This is a genomic window from Companilactobacillus sp. y65-5 (assembly GCF_057541095.1).
Genome location: NZ_BAAJOA010000002.1, coordinates 430,617 through 448,183 on the forward strand (window position 1 = coordinate 430,617; position 17,567 = coordinate 448,183).

The following is a 17,567-nucleotide window of genomic DNA, read 5'->3' on the forward strand; positions in this document are numbered from 1 at the left end:
CCGATTATGGGGCTATTCTTCTACTTCCTCGATCAAGACTAATAGTTTTTGTTTCATCTGAAGCATTTTTTTATATTGCTCATTGACATCCTCTTCTAGTAGATCAATATCCGTCGCTTCATCTTGAATTTGTTTTGACCTAGCCAAGTAGTCCTTTTTTGTTTCCTTAGTCATATCCTTGGACTTCTTGATCTTGGCATCGAAGTCATTCCAGATCTGGAACATTTCATTATACAGATCATCGACCTTGATCTGCTTAGACAGTGGTTTCTCTCTCACCTTGGCCTCGATGATGGCATTACGAGTCGCATATTTGATGACGAAATAAAACACGGCTGCACTCAATACTAACATCCCTATATTCATGACCTGACCTCCTCCGATCAAGACAACGGCTAATAGCACACTTACCATTGTCAGTAATGATACCAATAAGTTGAAGTGGTGCATCCGATGGTCCATTCTTTGGACTACGCGAGCATCACTGTTCAGCAATTCATCCAGACTGATCTGATACAGTTTGGACAATTGCAGTAAGTTCTCAATATCTGGATACGTCCGGTTATTTTCCCAGTTAGTGATCGTCCGTTTGGAAACAAAAATCAACTCTGACAATTCATCTTGAGTCAGATCCATTTCAAGCCGTTTGGCCTTTAGTATCTCCCCTAGCTCCACTAGCCTCACTCCCTTAAAGGCAGTATATCGTATAACTAGAGCTAAGACAGTGGAAAAACTTTGCCTATCTGTAAAACAAATCGTTTTTTATCGTTATAACGATAAAAATGGTATTGGAATACTCCCAATACCATTTCGCTTAACCTATCGAATCCCATGCTGGCAATAGAATAGGTTCTTGATCTAACATTTGTAACTCATCATCAGTTAAATATTTTTTATGGACTACCACATCATACACGTTGTCGTTGAACCAAGCATCGTCCATCATGAAGTAACCTTTGTCACCATTGGCTTCACCCCACGAATTTTCGACCTTCCAGCGATTAGGTTGTCCCTTCACTAGATTGACACCCGTCAGCGTCATAGCATGTGAAATGCTGGCTTCTTTGTAATCCAGTGCCTCACCACGGCTCATCTTCGTGTCGATACCAAATAACTGATCGACTTGATACAGATTGCCAGATAACATCCCTTGAGTTCGTTGAGACTGCTTACCAACGTCATTACCAAACCAGATTGTCTCGTTGGATTGTAGTTGTGCGATACTGATTTCTTTCAGGCGTGCCATCGGCAAATTCAAGAATATAGTCTTTGTACCTCCGACTACATTGCCTTCAGTATCGATCGTGTATAATTTACCGTACTCCTTGGAATCTTGTGGGGCGTTGACAACATCGACGTAATCATTCAGATCCGTGGTGAAATATTGTTGGAAGAATGACTTAGGTGTCAAATTTGGCTGTTCGATCAACTTGCCATCATCAGTCCGAATCGCTAATTCAAACTCCACTGGTGGCTGTCCAAACGAATAAACACAGATTCGGTAAAAGTCCGAAAGCATGTCTTCGATCCTCTGGTCGATCTCGTCTTCTGACTTACCTTCATTGACCATCTTACGCAATTCGATCCCGTTCTTGCGCAACATGATGCCCGTTGTAGCATTGAATTCAGCTGTATTATTCGACACGGCTGTTTCCGGCATTGCGTAAGCTGGAACGACACCGTATTTTTTGATCAAATCTGCCGCATACTGCTAAAATCCACCATCACCGGTCGGATGGCTGAATAGTGAATTTACTTTTCGATCCGTGATCGGAAGTGCTGCTGTCTCCAAAATACCTTGATAAAAATAATTAGCCTTTTCCAAACGATCCCAAAATGAGATATAATTTTGGGATAATTCAAAATCTTGTACCTTGTATCTCAAAGCGAATTCCGTTCGTAAATTCGTCAATGAAGAAAATAGCCAGCAACGTCCCGAACGCTTCTGATTCGAGACCTTACCACTGGGTACTTCGATATTAAAGGTCGGATTCAGCTTGCTCTTAGCATCAATATTTAGAGCAGCTTGAAAAATTCCTACTTGTGCCACCGCATTTTTCAAAACATTGTTCGAAACGTCTTGATTTAAGTTATTGCGAAAATCTGCTAGAATCTTTTTGTTAATTTCTTTAGTCAACTCAATCACCTCATTAACTAAATATATTACAATAGTTATAATCACATTGGAGAAAATTATGCCTGAAACAATCAAAATTGCTTACTTATATGAAGATTTAATGAATACATACGGAGACAGTGGTGACGTGAAGATACTCGCCTTCTTGCTCAAAGAAAAAGGTTACGAAACTCAAGTTGACAATATTAGTCTCGGAGATGACTTCAACGCCTTTGATTATGACTTCGTCTTTTGGGGTGGTGGTCAAGACTTCGAACAGTCCGTTGTAGCTAAAGACCTTGTTCGTCACAAAGATACGATCGACAAATACATCAATGCCAACAAACCCATGCTCTGCATCTGTGGCGGTTACCAATTCCTGGGTGAATACTACGAGACTTCCGGTGGCGAGACCATCCAGGGATTGAATATCCTTCCGTTCCACACTATTTTCAAAGCAGATAGTCGTATGATCGGCGACACCGAATACGAGACTGAATGGGGCAAAGTTCGTGCCTTTGAAAATCATTCTGGTCGAACTTACTTCGATGACAAAGAAATGCTGAAACCATTTGGTAAAATGATCGAAGGTTACGGTAATAACCCTGAAGAAGGGGTCGAAGGTATGCGTTATAAGAATACGATCGGTAGTTATTCCCACGGTCCTATCTTAAAAAATGAAAATATTGCTCGTGCGATTGCTGATAAGATTGTTGCTTCTTATCAGGAACGTATGGCTACGATTTAAAAAAAGCCTCTGCAATAGAATTTTATTCTATCGCGAGGCTATTTTTGTACGTAAAGCTTATTATTCTGTAATATAATCCAACAACTTGAACATAACGTCTTTATTTTCTGCAGGCACTGAATGACTGATAATTTCAGCAGGAGTTTGGTGTATTTGCGAGCCAATCGTATACTGACCGTCATTGATTACAATCTCTTTGACATCATCAGTTTGCGGTTCAAAGTGAAATTGCAGACCCACGATTCGATGGTTCATGACAAAACCTTGATTTCTTACCAAATCACTGGAGAAGAGTAACTCCGCATCATCGGGGATGTCGAACATTTCTTCATGCCAGTGCAATGCTACTAACTCGTCAGGAAGTTCTGAAATCGTATCAGTTTGTAAGTAAACTGGCGCCCAGCCCACTTCTTTAGCAGGAGCCTTACTGACTGGATAACCCAAAGTCTTGGTAATCTGTTGCGCACCGTAACAAGCGCCAAACATGGGTTTATTCTCATCTAGCAATTGCTTGATCAATTTTCGTTCGTTCTTGATCCAATCTAAGTCATCATTAGGGCTCATCGGACCACCTAAAATCACCAGCATGTCGGTCTCATCTGCACTGGGTAATATTCCATTGAAGGCATAAGGATGATAGACGTAGACTTCATGACCGTGCAAATGCGCCCAATCTTTGATCGAACCGGGGCCTTCATTCGGGGTATGTTGTAAAATATTTATTCTCATAATAATCTATCCTCTTAATCTAAGAATTTATTAGCTTTCAAAATAGCAGCCGAAATAGCTGGAGCAATTATAATCGCCGCGATCATTTCGGGAACTCCATTCGTTCCGACGATCACCAATAATAATTTATTCAACAAGTCAGTCTGTGTAGTATAGGCTTGTGAAAGCGCACTGGCATACATCAGCCTCATCAAGCCTAATACTAGTATGGTGTTAGTCAGTGAACCTGCGGCTGAAGCGATTCCCATCGCGATGACTCTTCTTTTGAAGTGATTTTTCAGAGCCAAATAAATATATCCAGCAACGATACCGACGATGATCCGTGGCAAAATTGCCACTACTGGATTAGTAAAGACGGTCGTATCGATGATCGACGTTGGGCTAGTAAAAGCACGCACCATAGTCCCTAATCCCCAAACTAGGCCTACGATGGCGCCATTTTTAGGGCCTAAAACAATCGCTGCCACAATTACAGTTATATGGATAATTGTTATATTAATAAATCCCGTAGGAATGAATCCCAAAAATGGCACTAGTGATTGCACAAAAATAATTGCCATTAAAATACCAAGAATAGCTATGCGATAGGCTTTTCTTCTTTGCATTTATGTCTCCCTCAAAATCATTTCTTTAATTTTAGCTGATTATTCAGAACTTATCAAAGCTTAGTCTAGTTTCGTTGACGAATCCTACTTAATGATACTGGTGTGATGCCCAAGTATGAAGCCACAAAGTGTAACGGCACTCGCTCGACTAATTCTGGATTGTCACTCACCAGTTCTTGATAACGTTCCTCTGGCGAGTGTTGAATCTGTGAGAAAAATATATTTCGATATTCAATGAAACGTTCGCAAATAAAGGCGGTGATCGATGCTTCCATAGACGGATATCTAGTCCTGATTTGATCGAAATCAGCCTTACTGATCTTCAAGACCTCAGTATCTTCGATGCTCTCGATCGAAAAACCACTGGGTCTGCCTAAATAAAAACTCTCAAATGAAGAAACCATCTGATTTTCAAAGAAAAATTGCAACGTTATATCTTTAGTTTCATCGTTATGCCAGAGTCGTAACGCCCCAGTGACGACGATATATATTTCTGTCGCGACATTCCCCTCTCTCAGTAGTATCCCACCCTTCGGGTAGCTATCCAAAACAAACAATGGACCTATTTCAGACCAGTGTTCAGCCAATTCAGGAAATTTGTTTTTCAAGTAAGCCGACAATTCTTTTTGCACTATCCCGTCACTTCCATTATCAAATTAACAATTGTTAATGCTACCTCTGAAAAATTTTCATAGAATGAGCTCATCAATTAAGCGAGGTAACAATCTATGAAAACTGTAATTATTTTTGACCATCCCTATACTGCTAGCGCATCGGAAAACATTCCCCATCATCGTTCATTTTTAGCTGCCCTACTCAAACAGGTCATGAAGCAATTATCTACTCCAGAAGACGAGGTAGACTTGATCGACTTACACGCTGATCAGTTCGACCCTACGATGTCAGCGCACGATTTAACTAACTGGCGCCGTGGCATCCCTATCAACGAACAGGTGGAAGATTACCAAAGACGATTAAAATCTGCCGACCAGATCATTTTTATGTTTCCGATCTGGTGGGAGGTCATGCCAGCGATGACTAAAGGCTTCATCGACAAAGTATATGCTAAAAACATTCTCTTTCAAGGTGGTTCTATGAAAAACAACCTCACCCGTCAACCAAAGATCAGAGTCATCACGACCATGAGCACTCCTAATTGGATCTACCGTCTCATCTTTGGCTCCCCGATCACAAAAATGTTATTCCGAGGAACTTTTTTAAAAACCCAACTCAAAAAATTCAAGTGGACTAACATCAGTGGTATAGAAAAAAAGTCTGCCGCCAAACGTGAACAATTGTTACGTGACTTCAGACTTTAATTCCTATTATTCGCCTTCTGCTGCATCGACAGCTTTTATAACGGCGTTACGTAATCCATATTCTTCCAATGCTGCCACACCTCTGATAGTTGAACCACCCGGTGAGGTAACTTCATCCTTTAAGGCTGACGGATTCAAGTCTGACTGCATCGCCAGTTTACTTGCACCCAATGCCATACCAATTGCGGCCTCATAGGATAGTTTACGGTTCAATCCATGTTTAACTCCAGCGTCACTTAAAGCTTCAATAAATAAGTCTAAGAAAGCTGGACTACAACCAGCAACTGTACCTAAGATCCCCAGCTGTGATTCTGGAACTTCCACCAATTGCCCCGTGTATCCCAGGACAGATGCGACTTTTTTCTTATCGTCATCCGTGAATTTCTCTGAATAAGTGATACCTGTGAAACCGGCACCCACTTTGACCGGCGTATTAGGGATAGCATGTGCGACTTTGGCATCGGGAAGTGCCTGTCTGAGCTTAGTGATCGTAGCACTACCTGTGAACGCAATAACGAGCTTACCCTCACTAATTGCCTTCAATTCTGCCAGAACGCTATCCAACGCATTGGCACCCACAGCGATGAAGATTGGATCCGCATCTTCCATTTGTTTGATCTTCTGTACCAACTTAAATCCTAGATGTTCTTGCAGATCATTAGTCCGACTCGTTTTTCCGCCCTTAACGATGATTTCTTCTTCATTATAGCCATTCTTCACCAAACCTGTGATCACGGCACCACCGATACTACCAGCACCAATAAATCCAATCATATCTTCTACCCCTTTTCAGCCTTATTTTCTTTCTATTATGCTTTATATTCTATACAAATTCACAAGAAATAGAAAATTAATCTCATAAATATCAATATACAACATATATACGTAACGAATCGTTAATAACATTATATTTTCAGTGATAATTCCTACTGGTTAAGATATGCTAAATGTATATCTAATTACAAGGGGGATCTGCTAATGAAAAACTACCGTTCTAGGTATGAATTGAAACGCACGGTAAAAGATATTCTACATAATAATCGTAAACAAGCTTCATTATTGTATATGATTCCAATGTTCATCATCATATTTACTGGTTCTGCCAGTCGTCACATCCCTGATATTGGGACCTTTGATCAGTTTTACATCATAAAGGCTATATCTGTATCCCTGATCGTCAATCTTATTTTAGGGATGGTCTTCTTGTTGATCAGACAGTCAGCTGACTTCAAAGGTCTAGACTGGTTACGTGATCCTGATGAAAACTTTAATCCATTACGAAGTAACTTCAATTACTTCAGGAGCCCTGATTGGTGGAAACTGATTCTCACATACTTATTAATGAGCATCTTCACCTTATTATGGTCGATATTATTAGTGATACCAGGAATCATCAAATCAATAGCCTATTCTCAAACATACTTCGTCTACAAGGATTTGAATGACAAAGGTTTGGGCGATAAACATTCTTTAACCGATGCTATCACTATCAGCCGTCAATTGATGAATGGTAATAAATGGCGCTACTTTGTGCTCCAATTGAGCTTTATCGGCTGGTGGTTCTTATCTGGTATCATTGCCTCTATCGGTAGCCTCTTTGGTCCCTTCTCGACGATAGTCAGTACCTTGTTACTAGCGCTTTACATGTTGTGGTTCTACCCATACTTTTCGTTGACGTTGGCTAATTTTTATCAGGACTTAGCGGAACAAAATCCTGAATTGATCCAATAAAAAAAACTTAGACTGAGATCTAAGTTTTTTCAGTTGGGTTATTTTTGAGGTTCCGTATAGTGATACACCACGTCACGTAAGAGCTGGATGATCGGCTCACCCGCTCTATCGTTATAGTATTCAGCGAAACGTTCGTCAGCTAAGTACATATCGACTAGACCTCGGTGGGCTTGAGGACTGTAACTTGGCCAACTATAATTCAGCCAATCTCGATGATCTTGGTATACTTTTTGCGCAAACGTCGAGTCCAGATCATCCCGGTTTACTTTTTTCAGATTATCGAATAGATCTGCTTCGATTGCTTGCATCCGTTGCAGATCCCTCTCTGATAAGTTCATGAACTTCCGATTAGATTGAGTAATTTCTTTTTCACCATATTTTTCACGGATCTCCGCACCAAACTTGTCTTCGTTCTCTTTTAATTTAGCATTTTTAAATGCTTCAAACTTCTCTTTGTCGGTCATTTCTAATTCACCTTGCTTATTCTTGATAGTGTGATCGATCGTTGTCAGAAGGGCATCTAAGTCTTGCTTTTTCAGGAGCAACAATCGCTGTTGCTCTTTTAAAGCTGACATTTCAGAATAACTGTCATCGTGCATTAGCGACTGGATCTTTTTCAACGGAAACTCCAAGGCCTTGTAAAAGAGAATTCGTTGCAACTGATCCAGTTGATTTTCAGTATAAATCCTGTAATTATTCTTACTATTATACTTAGGTTTCAGTAAATCAATTTGATCATAATAACGTAACGTTCTAGTACTGATCCCTGCCAGATCAGCCAATTGCTTGATTGTATATTCCATGATAACTCCTCCAACAAATTGAAGTATAAAGTATGACGTAACGTAAATCTCAAGAAATTTTTCAAATCAATATCACTTTTTTTACTTAACTGTTAAGATTAAGGTTAAAATTATTAAAAAAACTAGGTGGGTGAAATAATGAACAATTTTATTCAAGTATTAACTATAGCTGGCTCCGACTCTGATGGTAGTGCTGGAGCTCAAGCTGATCTTAAAACTTTTATGGCCCGTGGCGTTTATGGTATGTCTGTTTTGACTGCTGCGGTAGCTGGTAATTCATATGGCATCCACGACAGTATCAATATGCCTTCGAGCTTCATCAAGAGCCAAATCAAGGATATCAAAGATGACTTCGAAGTCTCAGCTTTTAAAACCGGTATGTTGTCAGATTCTGAAATAATCCATACGGTTGCTGAAGAGATCAAAGACAAGCCATTCGGAACTTTTGTCCTAGATCCAGTTATCATCACTAAGCATGGGGCTATGTTACTAGAAGCTGAGGCCTACCAAACGTTGATCGACGAATTATTCCCACTCGCTGACCTGATCACACCAAACTTCTATGAAGCTCAAAAATTATCTGGTATTGAACTCAAAACCAAAGAAGATATCGTTGAGGCTGCACATAAATTACGTGACCTCGGTCCTAAAAATATCATGATCAAGGGTGAACACGCTGATGATTCACTCGATTACGTTGAAGACTTTGTTCTGATGGAAGATGGTGGATCATTCTGGATCTCAGAACCATTCGTCAAGACAGAACATGTCAACGGCACAGGTGACACACTCTCATCCAGCATCGTCGCTGAAGTTGCTAAGGGTAAATCACTTGAAGATGCTATCAGGATCTCTAAGACATTCACATATCATGCCATCAAGAATGAAATCGACGTAGGTCACAAATACGGACCTATTAACCATTTTGTCAAGGATGATGTAAAATAAGAGTTAAGCACTAAATGAATCGGAGGGTTAACTCATGGTAAGAATCACAAAAATTTCTGCTGGAACATTACTACTCATTCTATCAATTATCTTAATAATCAAAGCTGGTTTTGAAGATTTCATCGCGGCTTTGGTCGGTAATGGTCAAATCGGTGGAGCGGCAGGGATTTTGTTAGCCATAACCTATATTATTGCAGCGGCTATTTATATTTTGACAAATCGAACTTACAGTATCGTACCTGATGCTGTCAGCTTCGTTATTTTGATTTTGGGTGGATTAATGGGGTTATTCAATTCCAATTTACCAGACACCAAATATCTAGTTATTTGGTCATGGGTCGGCATCGTGATCGGTGCTATCGTCTTGATCATCAGTATCGTCGATCTAATCATGAATCCTGCACCAGATGAGGATGATGAAGCGAATGACGCTAATAACGAATACGAGAATAACAACTTCAACCAACAGCCTAATTTTCAACAACAATTCGGTCAACAAGGTCAGTTCCAGCAACCAGACCCTATGCAAGGACAGCCGCAATATGGACAACAACAATTCCAGCAGCAAAATCCTTATCAGCAACCGGGTAATAATCAGGCGAATAACGGTTACTCACAACCTAATTTTCAACCTAACCAAAACAATGCTTATGGGACACGTGGGCAACAGAATCAACCTCAAAATCAAGGCAATAATCAATTTGGTCAGCCTAATAATTACAACAATCAGATGGGCAATATGAGTCAACCTCAAAATCCTTACGGTCAAAATCAAATGCCACAAAATAATCTGCCAATGCCAAATGGTCAGTTCAACCCTCGCAACAATCAGAACCCCAATCAATCACAATATCCACAACAGAACCAAAACCAATCCAACAATTATCCGATGCCTAATAATTCCGGACAATCTCGCGGAAATCAGTTCAACAATAATCAAAACAATCGTCAAAACGGACAGTTCGGTCAGAATCAAAATAATTCTATGAACAATCGTTTTGACAATCAATTTGGTAACCAGCAGAACCCACAAGCACCGCAATATCCTAACAACAATAATGGGAACAACCCTTATGGTTACTCGAATTACGACCCTAACCAGAGTCGTAGTCGTCGTTAAAAAAAGTGCCAAAGTCAAAAAGTTGACTTTGGCACTTTTTTTCTAATTGTAAGGGCTTATTGTTGATTAATTCACTAAGTAATCATATGATAAATGTGTATAAATAAGGGATTATAAATATTGTTTTAAGGAGGCTATTACCATGCTAGGTATTGGTTTAAGCATTGTCTCTTTAGCTCGTTTTCAGTTCGCTATGACAACAGTATTCCATTTCTTCTTCGTTCCTTTCTCCATCGGGATGGGCGTTCTAGTTGCTGTTATGGAAACTATCTACGCAGTTAAAAAAGACAAAGTATATCTTGATATGGCAAAATTCTGGGGAAAAATTTTTCTTTTAAGTTTTGCTGTTGGTATTGTTACTGGTATTATTCAAGAATTCCAGTTTGGTATGAACTGGTCTGAATACTCACGTTTCATGGGTGATGTATTCGGTGCACCACTTGCTATTGAAGCTTTACTAGCATTCTTTATCGAATCTGTCTTTATCGGTATTTGGATGTTTACCTGGGATAGATTTAAACCTGGGGTTCACGCATTCATGATTTGGATGACTGCTATCGGTACTATGTTATCCGCTATTTGGATCTTAGCCGCTAACAGTTTCATGCAACATCCTACAGGCTTCAAGATCAACAATGCCACTGGTCGGATTCAATTGACCGACTTCGGGGCTGTGGTTGCTAATCCACAATTGTGGAGAGTCTTCCCACACGTTATCTTAGCTGCCATTCTAACTGCAGGTGCTGTAATTGCAGGTATGAGTGCTTGGGGACTATTGCGTAAGAAGAATCGCGAGAATCATTTCTTCAAGACTTCTTTACGCTTCGGTCTTTGGACAAGTTTGATCTTTGCTATTCTATCAGCTGGAGCAGGTGATTTCCAGACGCAACAAATGATCAAGGATCAACCTATGAAATTCGCCGCCACTGAAGGTATCTATGAAGATACTAAGGATCCAGCTCCATGGACGGTCGTGGAATTGATCGACGCTGACAGTCACACAGCATCTAATCAAGTTGATATTCCAACCGTCCTCAGTATCCTGACATATCACAAGGCTAGTGGTTCCGTAAAAGGTATGAACACTATCAACAAGGAATTACATGCTAAATACGACAAGCAATTCGGTAAGGATATGGACTACTATGTCCCACCTAAGACTTTATTCTGGAGCTTTAGAGTTATGACAGGTATCGACTTGCTGATCATGCTAGTAGCTCTCTTCGGTGTCATTTGGACACGTAAGAAGAAAGATACTATCGAAAACAAGAAATGGTTCATGGTTATCGTTGGACTAATGATCTGGGTTCCATTTATTGGTAACTCGGCTGGTTGGTTCATCACCGAATTCGGTCGTTATCCTTGGATCGTTTACGGACTCTTCACGATCGCAGATGCGGTTTCGCCAACATCTACTGTCGGTAGTCTATTATTCAGTAATATTGTATACTTCTTACTCTTTACATTACTTGGTGGAGTAATGATCTGGTACTGTAGACAAACACTCCATCACGGACCTTATTATGAAATGGAAGACTCAAAACAAAATGTTGATCCATTTGCAAAGGAGGCCTTTGTAAAATGACACTCGCTAATTTATGGTTTATCTTAATCGGACTTTTATTCGCGATTTTCATCTTCTTGGAAGGGTTCGACTTCGGTGTAGGTATGTCTACTCGTTTTCTAGCCAAAGATCTAGAAGAACGTGAAGCTCTTATGACTTCGATCGGACCTCACTGGGATGGAAACGAAACTTGGTTAGTTACGGCTGGTGGTGCGATGTTCGCATCCTTACCACTTATGTATGCTTCATTGTTCTCAGGTTATTACATCGTCTTACTATTAGTTTTAGTCGGCTTGATCATTCGTGGTGTGTCGTTCGAATTCGTAAAACACGCTGAAACGAAAGCCGGTAAGAATATCTGGATGTGGGCATTCTTCCTTGGAAGCTTCCTCGCTCCGTTCTTACTATGTTTGATGCTTCTAAGTATGGTTCAAGGTATCCCAATGAACGCCAACGGCGATGCCTTCCCTAAGTTCCTCGACGTTGTTAATTTGTTATCAGTCGTCGGAGGAGTTGCCGGGACACTTCTATCACTCGTTCATGGTCTCAACTTCATCAGACTAAGAATGGATGGACCACTACGTGAACGTGCAAGAAAACTCAACCAGATCCTCTACCCAATTTTATTTGCTGGTGAAGTAGTCTTTGCAATCTTAGTATTCTTGCAAACAGACTTCTTTACTAAGAGATTTGGTACATCACTCGTAATTACATTACTGATCGTTCTCTTCTCACTCCTCGGCTACTACGGAGTATTAAAGAACAGAGAAGGCTGGAGCTTTGCTGGTAGTGGTTTGTCACTCAGCATGGTTATCGTCCTTATCTTCAACGGATTATTCCCACGTGTCATGATTGCTACTAACCCTGCACACAGTATCTTGATCAAAGACGCCGCCAATTCTCAATATACATTGACGATTATGACGATCGTAGCCGCTATATTGGTACCGATCGTAGCTATCTACTTTATTTGGTCATATACTCTATTCACTAAGAGAATAAATCCAAGAGAAAATACGGTGAAATATTAAACATGATTGATAAGCGGTTATTTAGCTTACCAGGAACAAAGAAACTATTCATAATGCTTGCAGGACTAACCCTCTTGCAAGCATTTGCTATCTTATTCCAAGGTAAGTTCTTAGCAGAAGCACTAGTAAATTCGTGGGAACAAAAATCTCTCCAAACGATTATCCAGCCGATGACCTTATTTGCAGTAGCCTTTCTCATCCGTCATTGTCTCAATTGGATAAATAGCAACATCGTCGAAAATTATGCCGAAAACACTTCAGAAGAAGTCCGTTCCCGCCTACTCGATAAAGTATACTCATCGGGACCAGCGATGATTTCTGCTGAGGGTACTGGTAGCCTGGTAAATTCGGCCTTAGACGGTATCGACTTGATCGAAAATTATTTCAAACTGATCTTTACTAAACTGATGAACATGTCCATTATCCCGCCAGTCCTGCTAGTTTATATCTACATGCAAAACTTAGCCTCCGGGATCACTCTTACCGTCATCGTGCCCCTAGTTATCTTATTCATGATCATCTTGGGATTAGCCGCACAAGCTAGAGCGGACGCACAGTACCATCAATACACTATTCTCTCCAACCATTTCTTAGATGCGTTGAGAGGCTTACCAACGTTGAAGATGCTAGGCTTGAGTAAGCGCTACGCCAAAAATATTTATACCGTCAGTGACGAATATCGGCGGCGTACGATGAATACTCTGCGGATTGCCATTCTATCGACTTTCGCTTTGGACTGGCTCACAACGCTTGGAATTGCCATTTTAGCGGTCTTCTTAGGCTTAGGTCTGATCGAGAACAGTTTCTCGCTCTTTCCCGCTTTGGTAACTTTGATCCTAGCTCCAGAATATTTCTTGCCACTCCGTGACTTCTCCAGTGATTATCACGCTACTTTGAATGGTAAAAATGCGCTCAACGCTATCTTTGAGATTCTAGAATTCAAAGACACGGCTACTGAAGAAGAATTGGAACATGTCACTTGGGACAAGGATTCCGAAGTTGATATCAAAAACCTAGTCTTCAATTACACCCGCGATCAAACTAATGCTGATTCCAGTTTGGACATTGACCGGCTAAAATTATCGGGTTATACCAACATCGGTGTCATCGGTAAGTCTGGTTCTGGTAAGACCACTCTGATTCGGGCCTTAGGTGGATTTTTGACACCTGACAGTGGCGTTATAACGATAAATAACACCTCCGTCAAACACTTCAAACAACGTGCTTGGCAAAACGAACTGACCTTTTTACCGCAATCCCCATATTTATTCGCTGGTACGATTGCTGAAAACATCGCCTTCTACGCACCAGAATCAACTGAAGGTCAGATTGAGGAAGCCGCTAAAAAAGCCGGTCTAACCGATTTTATCAGTAGTCTCTCACTCGGTTATCAAACGATAATTGGGGAAGGTGGGCGTGGTATCTCTGGTGGTCAACAGCAACGTATCATGTTGGCGCGTGCCTTCTTAGCCAGTGATCGTCACATCTTGATTTTTGACGAACCAACAGCTCATTTGGATATTGAAACTGAATCTTCACTAAAAAAACCCATGGAAGAATTATTCAAAAATCACCTAGTCATTTTCGCTACTCACCGGCTACACTGGATCAAGGAAATGGATTACGTGATAGTTATGAATAACGGCCAAATTGCCGAACAAGGTACACCGGAAGAATTAGCCTCTCATAACGGTGCCTACGAGCAATTAATCTCTAATATGCGAGGTGATCAAAATGAACTTCTTTAAAACCTTTAAAGACGACACTTGGGTCAAACCTTATATCAAGCAATACAAGGGCCTATTGATCACCGTTTTACTGTTAGGTTTGGTAACTTCGATCTGTGCCTCAGCACTGATGTTCACCTCTGGTTATACGATCGATAAGGCGGCAACTCATCCAGTCAATATTTTATTGATATATATTCCCATCCTACTGACCCGTGCCTTCGGTATCGGTCGTCCAACGTTCAAGTATATCGAACGACTCAAGAGTCACAATTGGGTCCTCCGAGTGACTTCTAATTTGCGAACACGACTATACACCACCCTTGAGAGTGACGCCGCCTTCTTGAATGAACACCACAAGACTGGTGACATCATGGGCTTGCTTTCGGAAGACATCAGTCACTTACAAAATCTCTATTTAAGAACCGTATTTCCAACTGTCATTTCGTATTTATTGGCGATCATCGGCTCACTCGTCCTAGGCATTTATAATCCAGCCTTTGGTTTCTTCGTCTTCTTATTATTAGCTGTCGAAGTTTTGATCGTACCACTAGCATCGGTTGCGATCGAGAGTGCTCGTCGTGAGCGCCAAAAGCAGATCAAAGCTGATCTGTATACGAATCTTACCGACAATATCTTAGGAGCTGATGACTGGATCATTTCTGGTCGTCAAGCAGACTTCAAGGATTTATCTGCCAAAAATATCACTGAGTTGAACGTTTCTAAAGACAAGTCCAAGTCATTCCGACGCAATCGTGATTTATTTTTACAGTTGATCTTTGCCGGGATCGCCATCTGCTTCATCGTCTTCACCAACCTAACGATGACAAACGGACAAGAACAAGCCAATTTCGTATCTGCTGTCGTACTATGTCTCTTCCCACTATCCGAGACCTTCATTCCCGTTAGTCAAGGATACGAGGAGTGGCCTGAGTATCGTGACTCGATCGTGCGCTTGAATACACTCAAACCGGTTGAGAATAATTTGCCTGACCAAGTCGAACTAGATCCAGCAGGCTTCTCCAAGATCGAGATCAAAAATATCGACTTCGAGTATGATACTGATTCACCAGTCTTGATCAAGAACTTCACTCAAACTATTCAGAGCGGACAAAAGGTCGCTTTATTAGGACCTAGTGGTATCGGTAAAACTACGATCCTTCAATTGATCCTAGGTGATCTGCAGCCACAAAAAGGAAGCATCACCGTCAATGGACACGATGTTCAAGCGATTCAGGAGCACCGCGAACAAATCTTTTCAGTCTTGAATCAAAAACCATTCTTGTTCAATACGAGTATTATGAATAACGTCCGTTTAGGTAACGAAAACACGAGTGATTCTGAAGTCAAAAATGCCCTTGAAAAAGTCGGATTAAAAGACCTGATCGAATCACTGCCTGACAAATACAATACCCTAGTGGGTGAGAATGGTTCTAACTTCTCCGGTGGTGAACAGGAACGTCTAGCTTTAGCTAGAATCTTGTTACAAGATGCTCCCGTCGTCTTATTAGACGAACCAACTGTCGGACTCGATCCCATCACCGAAAATGACCTCTTGTCGACCTTCTTCACAGTCTTGAAAGATAAGACTATCATCTGGGTAACTCATCATCTACAAGGTATCGATCATGTCGATCACGTCATCTTCATAAATTCTGAAGAGATCGAGATGCAAGGTTCTCCACATGAACTATACCAAACAAACGATCACTTCAAAGAACTATACAAAATGGACCAAGGTCTATAAACCTAATAACGCCAAGCTTGGCGTTATTTTTTTTACAATTTATCGATTCCTATCGTTGCCAATTTGTAATTGAGGCAGTATTATTTCCCCAAAATAATGCATTGGGGTGATCAAAATGTTTAAATTGATAAATTATTTAGTCCTTTTGGCTATCGTCACAGCAGCCGTCATTTGGTTTAGAATGTTGTACTCGAATAATCCCTCATTAGACATCTTCTCACTAGGGATTTTCATGTTTGTGGCAACTTACTTGGTCATTAAATCTAACAAGAAGACGACCTATAAAAAGAACTTAGATAAACTACAAAATAAATATAAAAAATAGAAGGAATCTTTATCGTTATAACGATAAAGATTCCTTCTTATTTGATACGGTCTAATAACTTCTTTACGACTTTTTGCAAAACTATCTTGTTCTTACCATCAGGCAACAGGCTGATGCGATGCAAGGCATGACGATTATACGTTCTAGCGATATTTTTGGCAGCATCTAGATAACCGTTATTCTCAACGATATCAGCCGCACGCTGAATGTCATCATTGCTGATATCACTACCGGATAAGATCGTCACTAGCCGTTGGTCCTTGGCCTGCAAACCGAGAATATACGGTAGCGTGTAGACACCATTTCTCAAGTCTTCAAAGTTTGGCTTACCCGTGGTTTGACTGTCACCAAAATCTAAAATATCGTCAATGATCTGGAAAGACATACCAATGTCATGGCCGATATTCTTACTCAATCTGACTAACTTGGTATCCGCGCCACTCAAAATAGCACCCATCTCAGTACTCAAGCTGAATAATTCTGCCGTCTTACCACTGACTTCGCGAATGTACATTTTTGCAGTCGCGTCAACGTTGTAATTGATCAACATTTGATCTAATTCCCCAATTAAGATCTTTTTCATACTGAGAGCATTTATCAAGATATTTTTCTGTTCCGAAGAATACCTTGAGATCATCTCAAAATACAAAGTAAACAAGTAATCTCCTGCATAGATAGCGTTACGTTTTCCATAACGCGTATGAATGGTCGGACGTCCTCGTCGTAACGGCGAATCATCGATCACATCATCATGGATCAAGGTGGCGACATGTAATAATTCCAATGAAGACGCTAGTGGTATTAGCTCTTCATCCGGTCTCTTCTCAGGTCCAAAGGCACTGAACAGTAAAAAGAAAGCTGGCCGCAGCATCTTTCCACCTGAAGTTAAATCAATGATCATCTGACTTATTTCTGTATTTCTAATTTTGATACTCTTGTGAATAAACTCCGTCGTTTGATCTAATTTGTGATCAATCTTCGGGTAACCCTTCCAAATTGAATGCGCCATGAAATCCCTCTCACCCTATTACTTGTAGTGTAGCTTAAACTAATT

The 17,567-nt window shown here is 40.6% G+C and carries 17 protein-coding genes and 1 pseudogene; 10 read left to right on the plus strand and 8 right to left on the minus strand.

Annotated elements, in window-relative coordinates; all coding sequences use genetic code 11:
- Positions 1 to 12: 12 nt before the first annotated feature.
- Entirely contained in the window at positions 13 to 675 is a 663-nt protein-coding gene (locus AC27FM_RS06150) for a helix-turn-helix domain-containing protein (protein WP_487086770.1), read from the minus strand.
- Between the two features lie 139 nt (positions 676 to 814).
- Positions 815 to 2,182, minus strand: a pseudogene (locus tag AC27FM_RS06155) (C1 family peptidase).
- Between the two features lie 13 nt (positions 2,183 to 2,195).
- On the opposite strand from AC27FM_RS06155, the gene AC27FM_RS06160 reads away from it, so the two are divergent.
- Positions 2,196 to 2,864 (plus strand): type 1 glutamine amidotransferase, encoded by a 669-nt coding sequence (locus AC27FM_RS06160; RefSeq protein ID WP_487086772.1) that lies wholly within the window; start codon positions 2,196 to 2,198, stop codon positions 2,862 to 2,864.
- Positions 2,865 to 2,924: 60 nt separating this feature from the next.
- Here AC27FM_RS06160 and AC27FM_RS06165 read toward each other — a convergent pair whose 3' ends face one another.
- The 3 genes from AC27FM_RS06165 to AC27FM_RS06175 form a co-directional block, all read right to left on the minus strand.
- Positions 2,925 to 3,593 carry a type 1 glutamine amidotransferase gene (locus AC27FM_RS06165; protein ID WP_487086774.1) on the minus strand — a complete coding sequence of 223 codons (669 nt, stop codon included), beginning with the start codon at positions 3,591 to 3,593 and terminating at the stop codon, positions 2,925 to 2,927.
- Positions 3,594 to 3,607: 14 nt separating this feature from the next.
- Positions 3,608 to 4,198 (minus strand): ECF transporter S component, encoded by a 591-nt coding sequence (locus AC27FM_RS06170; RefSeq protein WP_487086776.1) that lies wholly within the window; start codon positions 4,196 to 4,198, stop codon positions 3,608 to 3,610.
- A 65-nt stretch (positions 4,199 to 4,263) separates the two neighbouring features.
- Positions 4,264 to 4,830 (minus strand): Crp/Fnr family transcriptional regulator, encoded by a 567-nt coding sequence (locus tag AC27FM_RS06175; protein WP_487086778.1) that lies wholly within the window; start codon positions 4,828 to 4,830, stop codon positions 4,264 to 4,266.
- A 96-nt stretch (positions 4,831 to 4,926) separates the two neighbouring features.
- On the opposite strand from AC27FM_RS06175, the gene AC27FM_RS06180 reads away from it, so the two are divergent.
- Positions 4,927 to 5,517: an NAD(P)H-dependent oxidoreductase gene (locus AC27FM_RS06180; protein ID WP_487086780.1), complete on the plus strand. Its 591-nt coding sequence runs from the start codon at positions 4,927 to 4,929 to the stop codon at positions 5,515 to 5,517.
- A 6-nt stretch (positions 5,518 to 5,523) separates the two neighbouring features.
- Here AC27FM_RS06180 and proC read toward each other — a convergent pair whose 3' ends face one another.
- The gene (proC, locus tag AC27FM_RS06185; protein ID WP_487086782.1) at positions 5,524 to 6,291 is read right to left on the minus strand and encodes a pyrroline-5-carboxylate reductase; all 768 of its coding nucleotides are present in this window, start codon (positions 6,289 to 6,291) and stop codon (positions 5,524 to 5,526) included.
- 204 nt (positions 6,292 to 6,495) lie between these two features.
- Between proC and AC27FM_RS06190 the strand changes: the two genes are divergently transcribed.
- Positions 6,496 to 7,248: a DUF975 family protein gene (locus AC27FM_RS06190; RefSeq protein ID WP_487086784.1), complete on the plus strand. Its 753-nt coding sequence runs from the start codon at positions 6,496 to 6,498 to the stop codon at positions 7,246 to 7,248.
- A gap of 38 nt (positions 7,249 to 7,286) precedes the next feature.
- On the opposite strand, the gene AC27FM_RS06195 is transcribed toward AC27FM_RS06190, so the two are convergent.
- Entirely contained in the window at positions 7,287 to 8,051 is a 765-nt protein-coding gene (locus AC27FM_RS06195) for a MerR family transcriptional regulator (RefSeq protein WP_487086786.1), read from the minus strand.
- A 135-nt stretch (positions 8,052 to 8,186) separates the two neighbouring features.
- On the opposite strand from AC27FM_RS06195, the gene thiD reads away from it, so the two are divergent.
- The 7 genes from thiD (at position 8,187) to AC27FM_RS06230 (ending at position 16,513) form a co-directional block, all read left to right on the plus strand.
- Positions 8,187 to 8,999 (plus strand): bifunctional hydroxymethylpyrimidine kinase/phosphomethylpyrimidine kinase, encoded by an 813-nt coding sequence (gene thiD / locus AC27FM_RS06200; protein ID WP_487086898.1) that lies wholly within the window; start codon positions 8,187 to 8,189, stop codon positions 8,997 to 8,999.
- Between the two features lie 34 nt (positions 9,000 to 9,033).
- Positions 9,034 to 10,119: a hypothetical protein gene (locus tag AC27FM_RS06205; protein WP_487086788.1), complete on the plus strand. Its 1,086-nt coding sequence runs from the start codon at positions 9,034 to 9,036 to the stop codon at positions 10,117 to 10,119.
- A gap of 142 nt (positions 10,120 to 10,261) precedes the next feature.
- Complete coding sequence (locus tag AC27FM_RS06210; RefSeq protein WP_487086790.1) at positions 10,262 to 11,704, plus strand: cytochrome ubiquinol oxidase subunit I; 1,443 nt, start codon at positions 10,262 to 10,264, stop codon at positions 11,702 to 11,704.
- A complete protein-coding gene (gene cydB, locus AC27FM_RS06215; protein ID WP_487086791.1) occupies positions 11,701 to 12,714 on the plus strand; it encodes a cytochrome d ubiquinol oxidase subunit II in 1,014 nt (337 codons plus the stop codon). Before AC27FM_RS06210 ends, cydB begins: the two co-directional genes overlap by 4 nt.
- Positions 12,715 to 12,716: 2 nt before the next feature.
- A complete protein-coding gene (cydD, locus tag AC27FM_RS06220; protein WP_487086793.1) occupies positions 12,717 to 14,462 on the plus strand; it encodes a thiol reductant ABC exporter subunit CydD in 1,746 nt (581 codons plus the stop codon).
- Positions 14,449 to 16,188 (plus strand): thiol reductant ABC exporter subunit CydC, encoded by a 1,740-nt coding sequence (cydC, locus tag AC27FM_RS06225; protein ID WP_487086795.1) that lies wholly within the window; start codon positions 14,449 to 14,451, stop codon positions 16,186 to 16,188. Before cydD ends, cydC begins: the two co-directional genes overlap by 14 nt.
- A gap of 115 nt (positions 16,189 to 16,303) precedes the next feature.
- Positions 16,304 to 16,513 carry a hypothetical protein gene (locus tag AC27FM_RS06230; RefSeq protein WP_487086797.1) on the plus strand — a complete coding sequence of 70 codons (210 nt, stop codon included), beginning with the start codon at positions 16,304 to 16,306 and terminating at the stop codon, positions 16,511 to 16,513.
- A 37-nt stretch (positions 16,514 to 16,550) separates the two neighbouring features.
- Here AC27FM_RS06230 and AC27FM_RS06235 read toward each other — a convergent pair whose 3' ends face one another.
- Positions 16,551 to 17,522: a polyprenyl synthetase family protein gene (locus tag AC27FM_RS06235; protein ID WP_487086799.1), complete on the minus strand. Its 972-nt coding sequence runs from the start codon at positions 17,520 to 17,522 to the stop codon at positions 16,551 to 16,553.
- Positions 17,523 to 17,567 lie beyond the last annotated feature (45 nt).

Bases quoted from the DNA above. Each gene is read 5' to 3' on its own strand.
- AC27FM_RS06170 (WP_487086776.1), bottom strand. From the start codon at position 4,198: ATGCAAAGAAGAAAAGCCTATCGCATAGCTATTCTTGGTATTTTAATG.
- AC27FM_RS06230 (WP_487086797.1), top strand. From the start codon at position 16,304: ATGTTTAAATTGATAAATTATTTAGTCCTTTTGGCTATCGTCACAGCA.
- AC27FM_RS06205 (WP_487086788.1), top strand. From the start codon at position 9,034: ATGGTAAGAATCACAAAAATTTCTGCTGGAACATTACTACTCATTCTA.
- cydB (WP_487086791.1), top strand. From the start codon at position 11,701: ATGACACTCGCTAATTTATGGTTTATCTTAATCGGACTTTTATTCGCG.
- AC27FM_RS06210 (WP_487086790.1), top strand. From the start codon at position 10,262: ATGCTAGGTATTGGTTTAAGCATTGTCTCTTTAGCTCGTTTTCAGTTC.
- AC27FM_RS06165 (WP_487086774.1), bottom strand. From the start codon at position 3,593: ATGAGAATAAATATTTTACAACATACCCCGAATGAAGGCCCCGGTTCG.
- AC27FM_RS06160 (WP_487086772.1), top strand. From the start codon at position 2,196: ATGCCTGAAACAATCAAAATTGCTTACTTATATGAAGATTTAATGAAT.
- proC (WP_487086782.1), bottom strand. From the start codon at position 6,291: ATGATTGGATTTATTGGTGCTGGTAGTATCGGTGGTGCCGTGATCACA.
- AC27FM_RS06195 (WP_487086786.1), bottom strand. From the start codon at position 8,051: ATGGAATATACAATCAAGCAATTGGCTGATCTGGCAGGGATCAGTACT.
- AC27FM_RS06180 (WP_487086780.1), top strand. From the start codon at position 4,927: ATGAAAACTGTAATTATTTTTGACCATCCCTATACTGCTAGCGCATCG.
- cydD (WP_487086793.1), top strand. From the start codon at position 12,717: ATGATTGATAAGCGGTTATTTAGCTTACCAGGAACAAAGAAACTATTC.
- AC27FM_RS06190 (WP_487086784.1), top strand. From the start codon at position 6,496: ATGAAAAACTACCGTTCTAGGTATGAATTGAAACGCACGGTAAAAGAT.
- AC27FM_RS06235 (WP_487086799.1), bottom strand. From the start codon at position 17,522: ATGGCGCATTCAATTTGGAAGGGTTACCCGAAGATTGATCACAAATTA.
- cydC (WP_487086795.1), top strand. From the start codon at position 14,449: ATGAACTTCTTTAAAACCTTTAAAGACGACACTTGGGTCAAACCTTAT.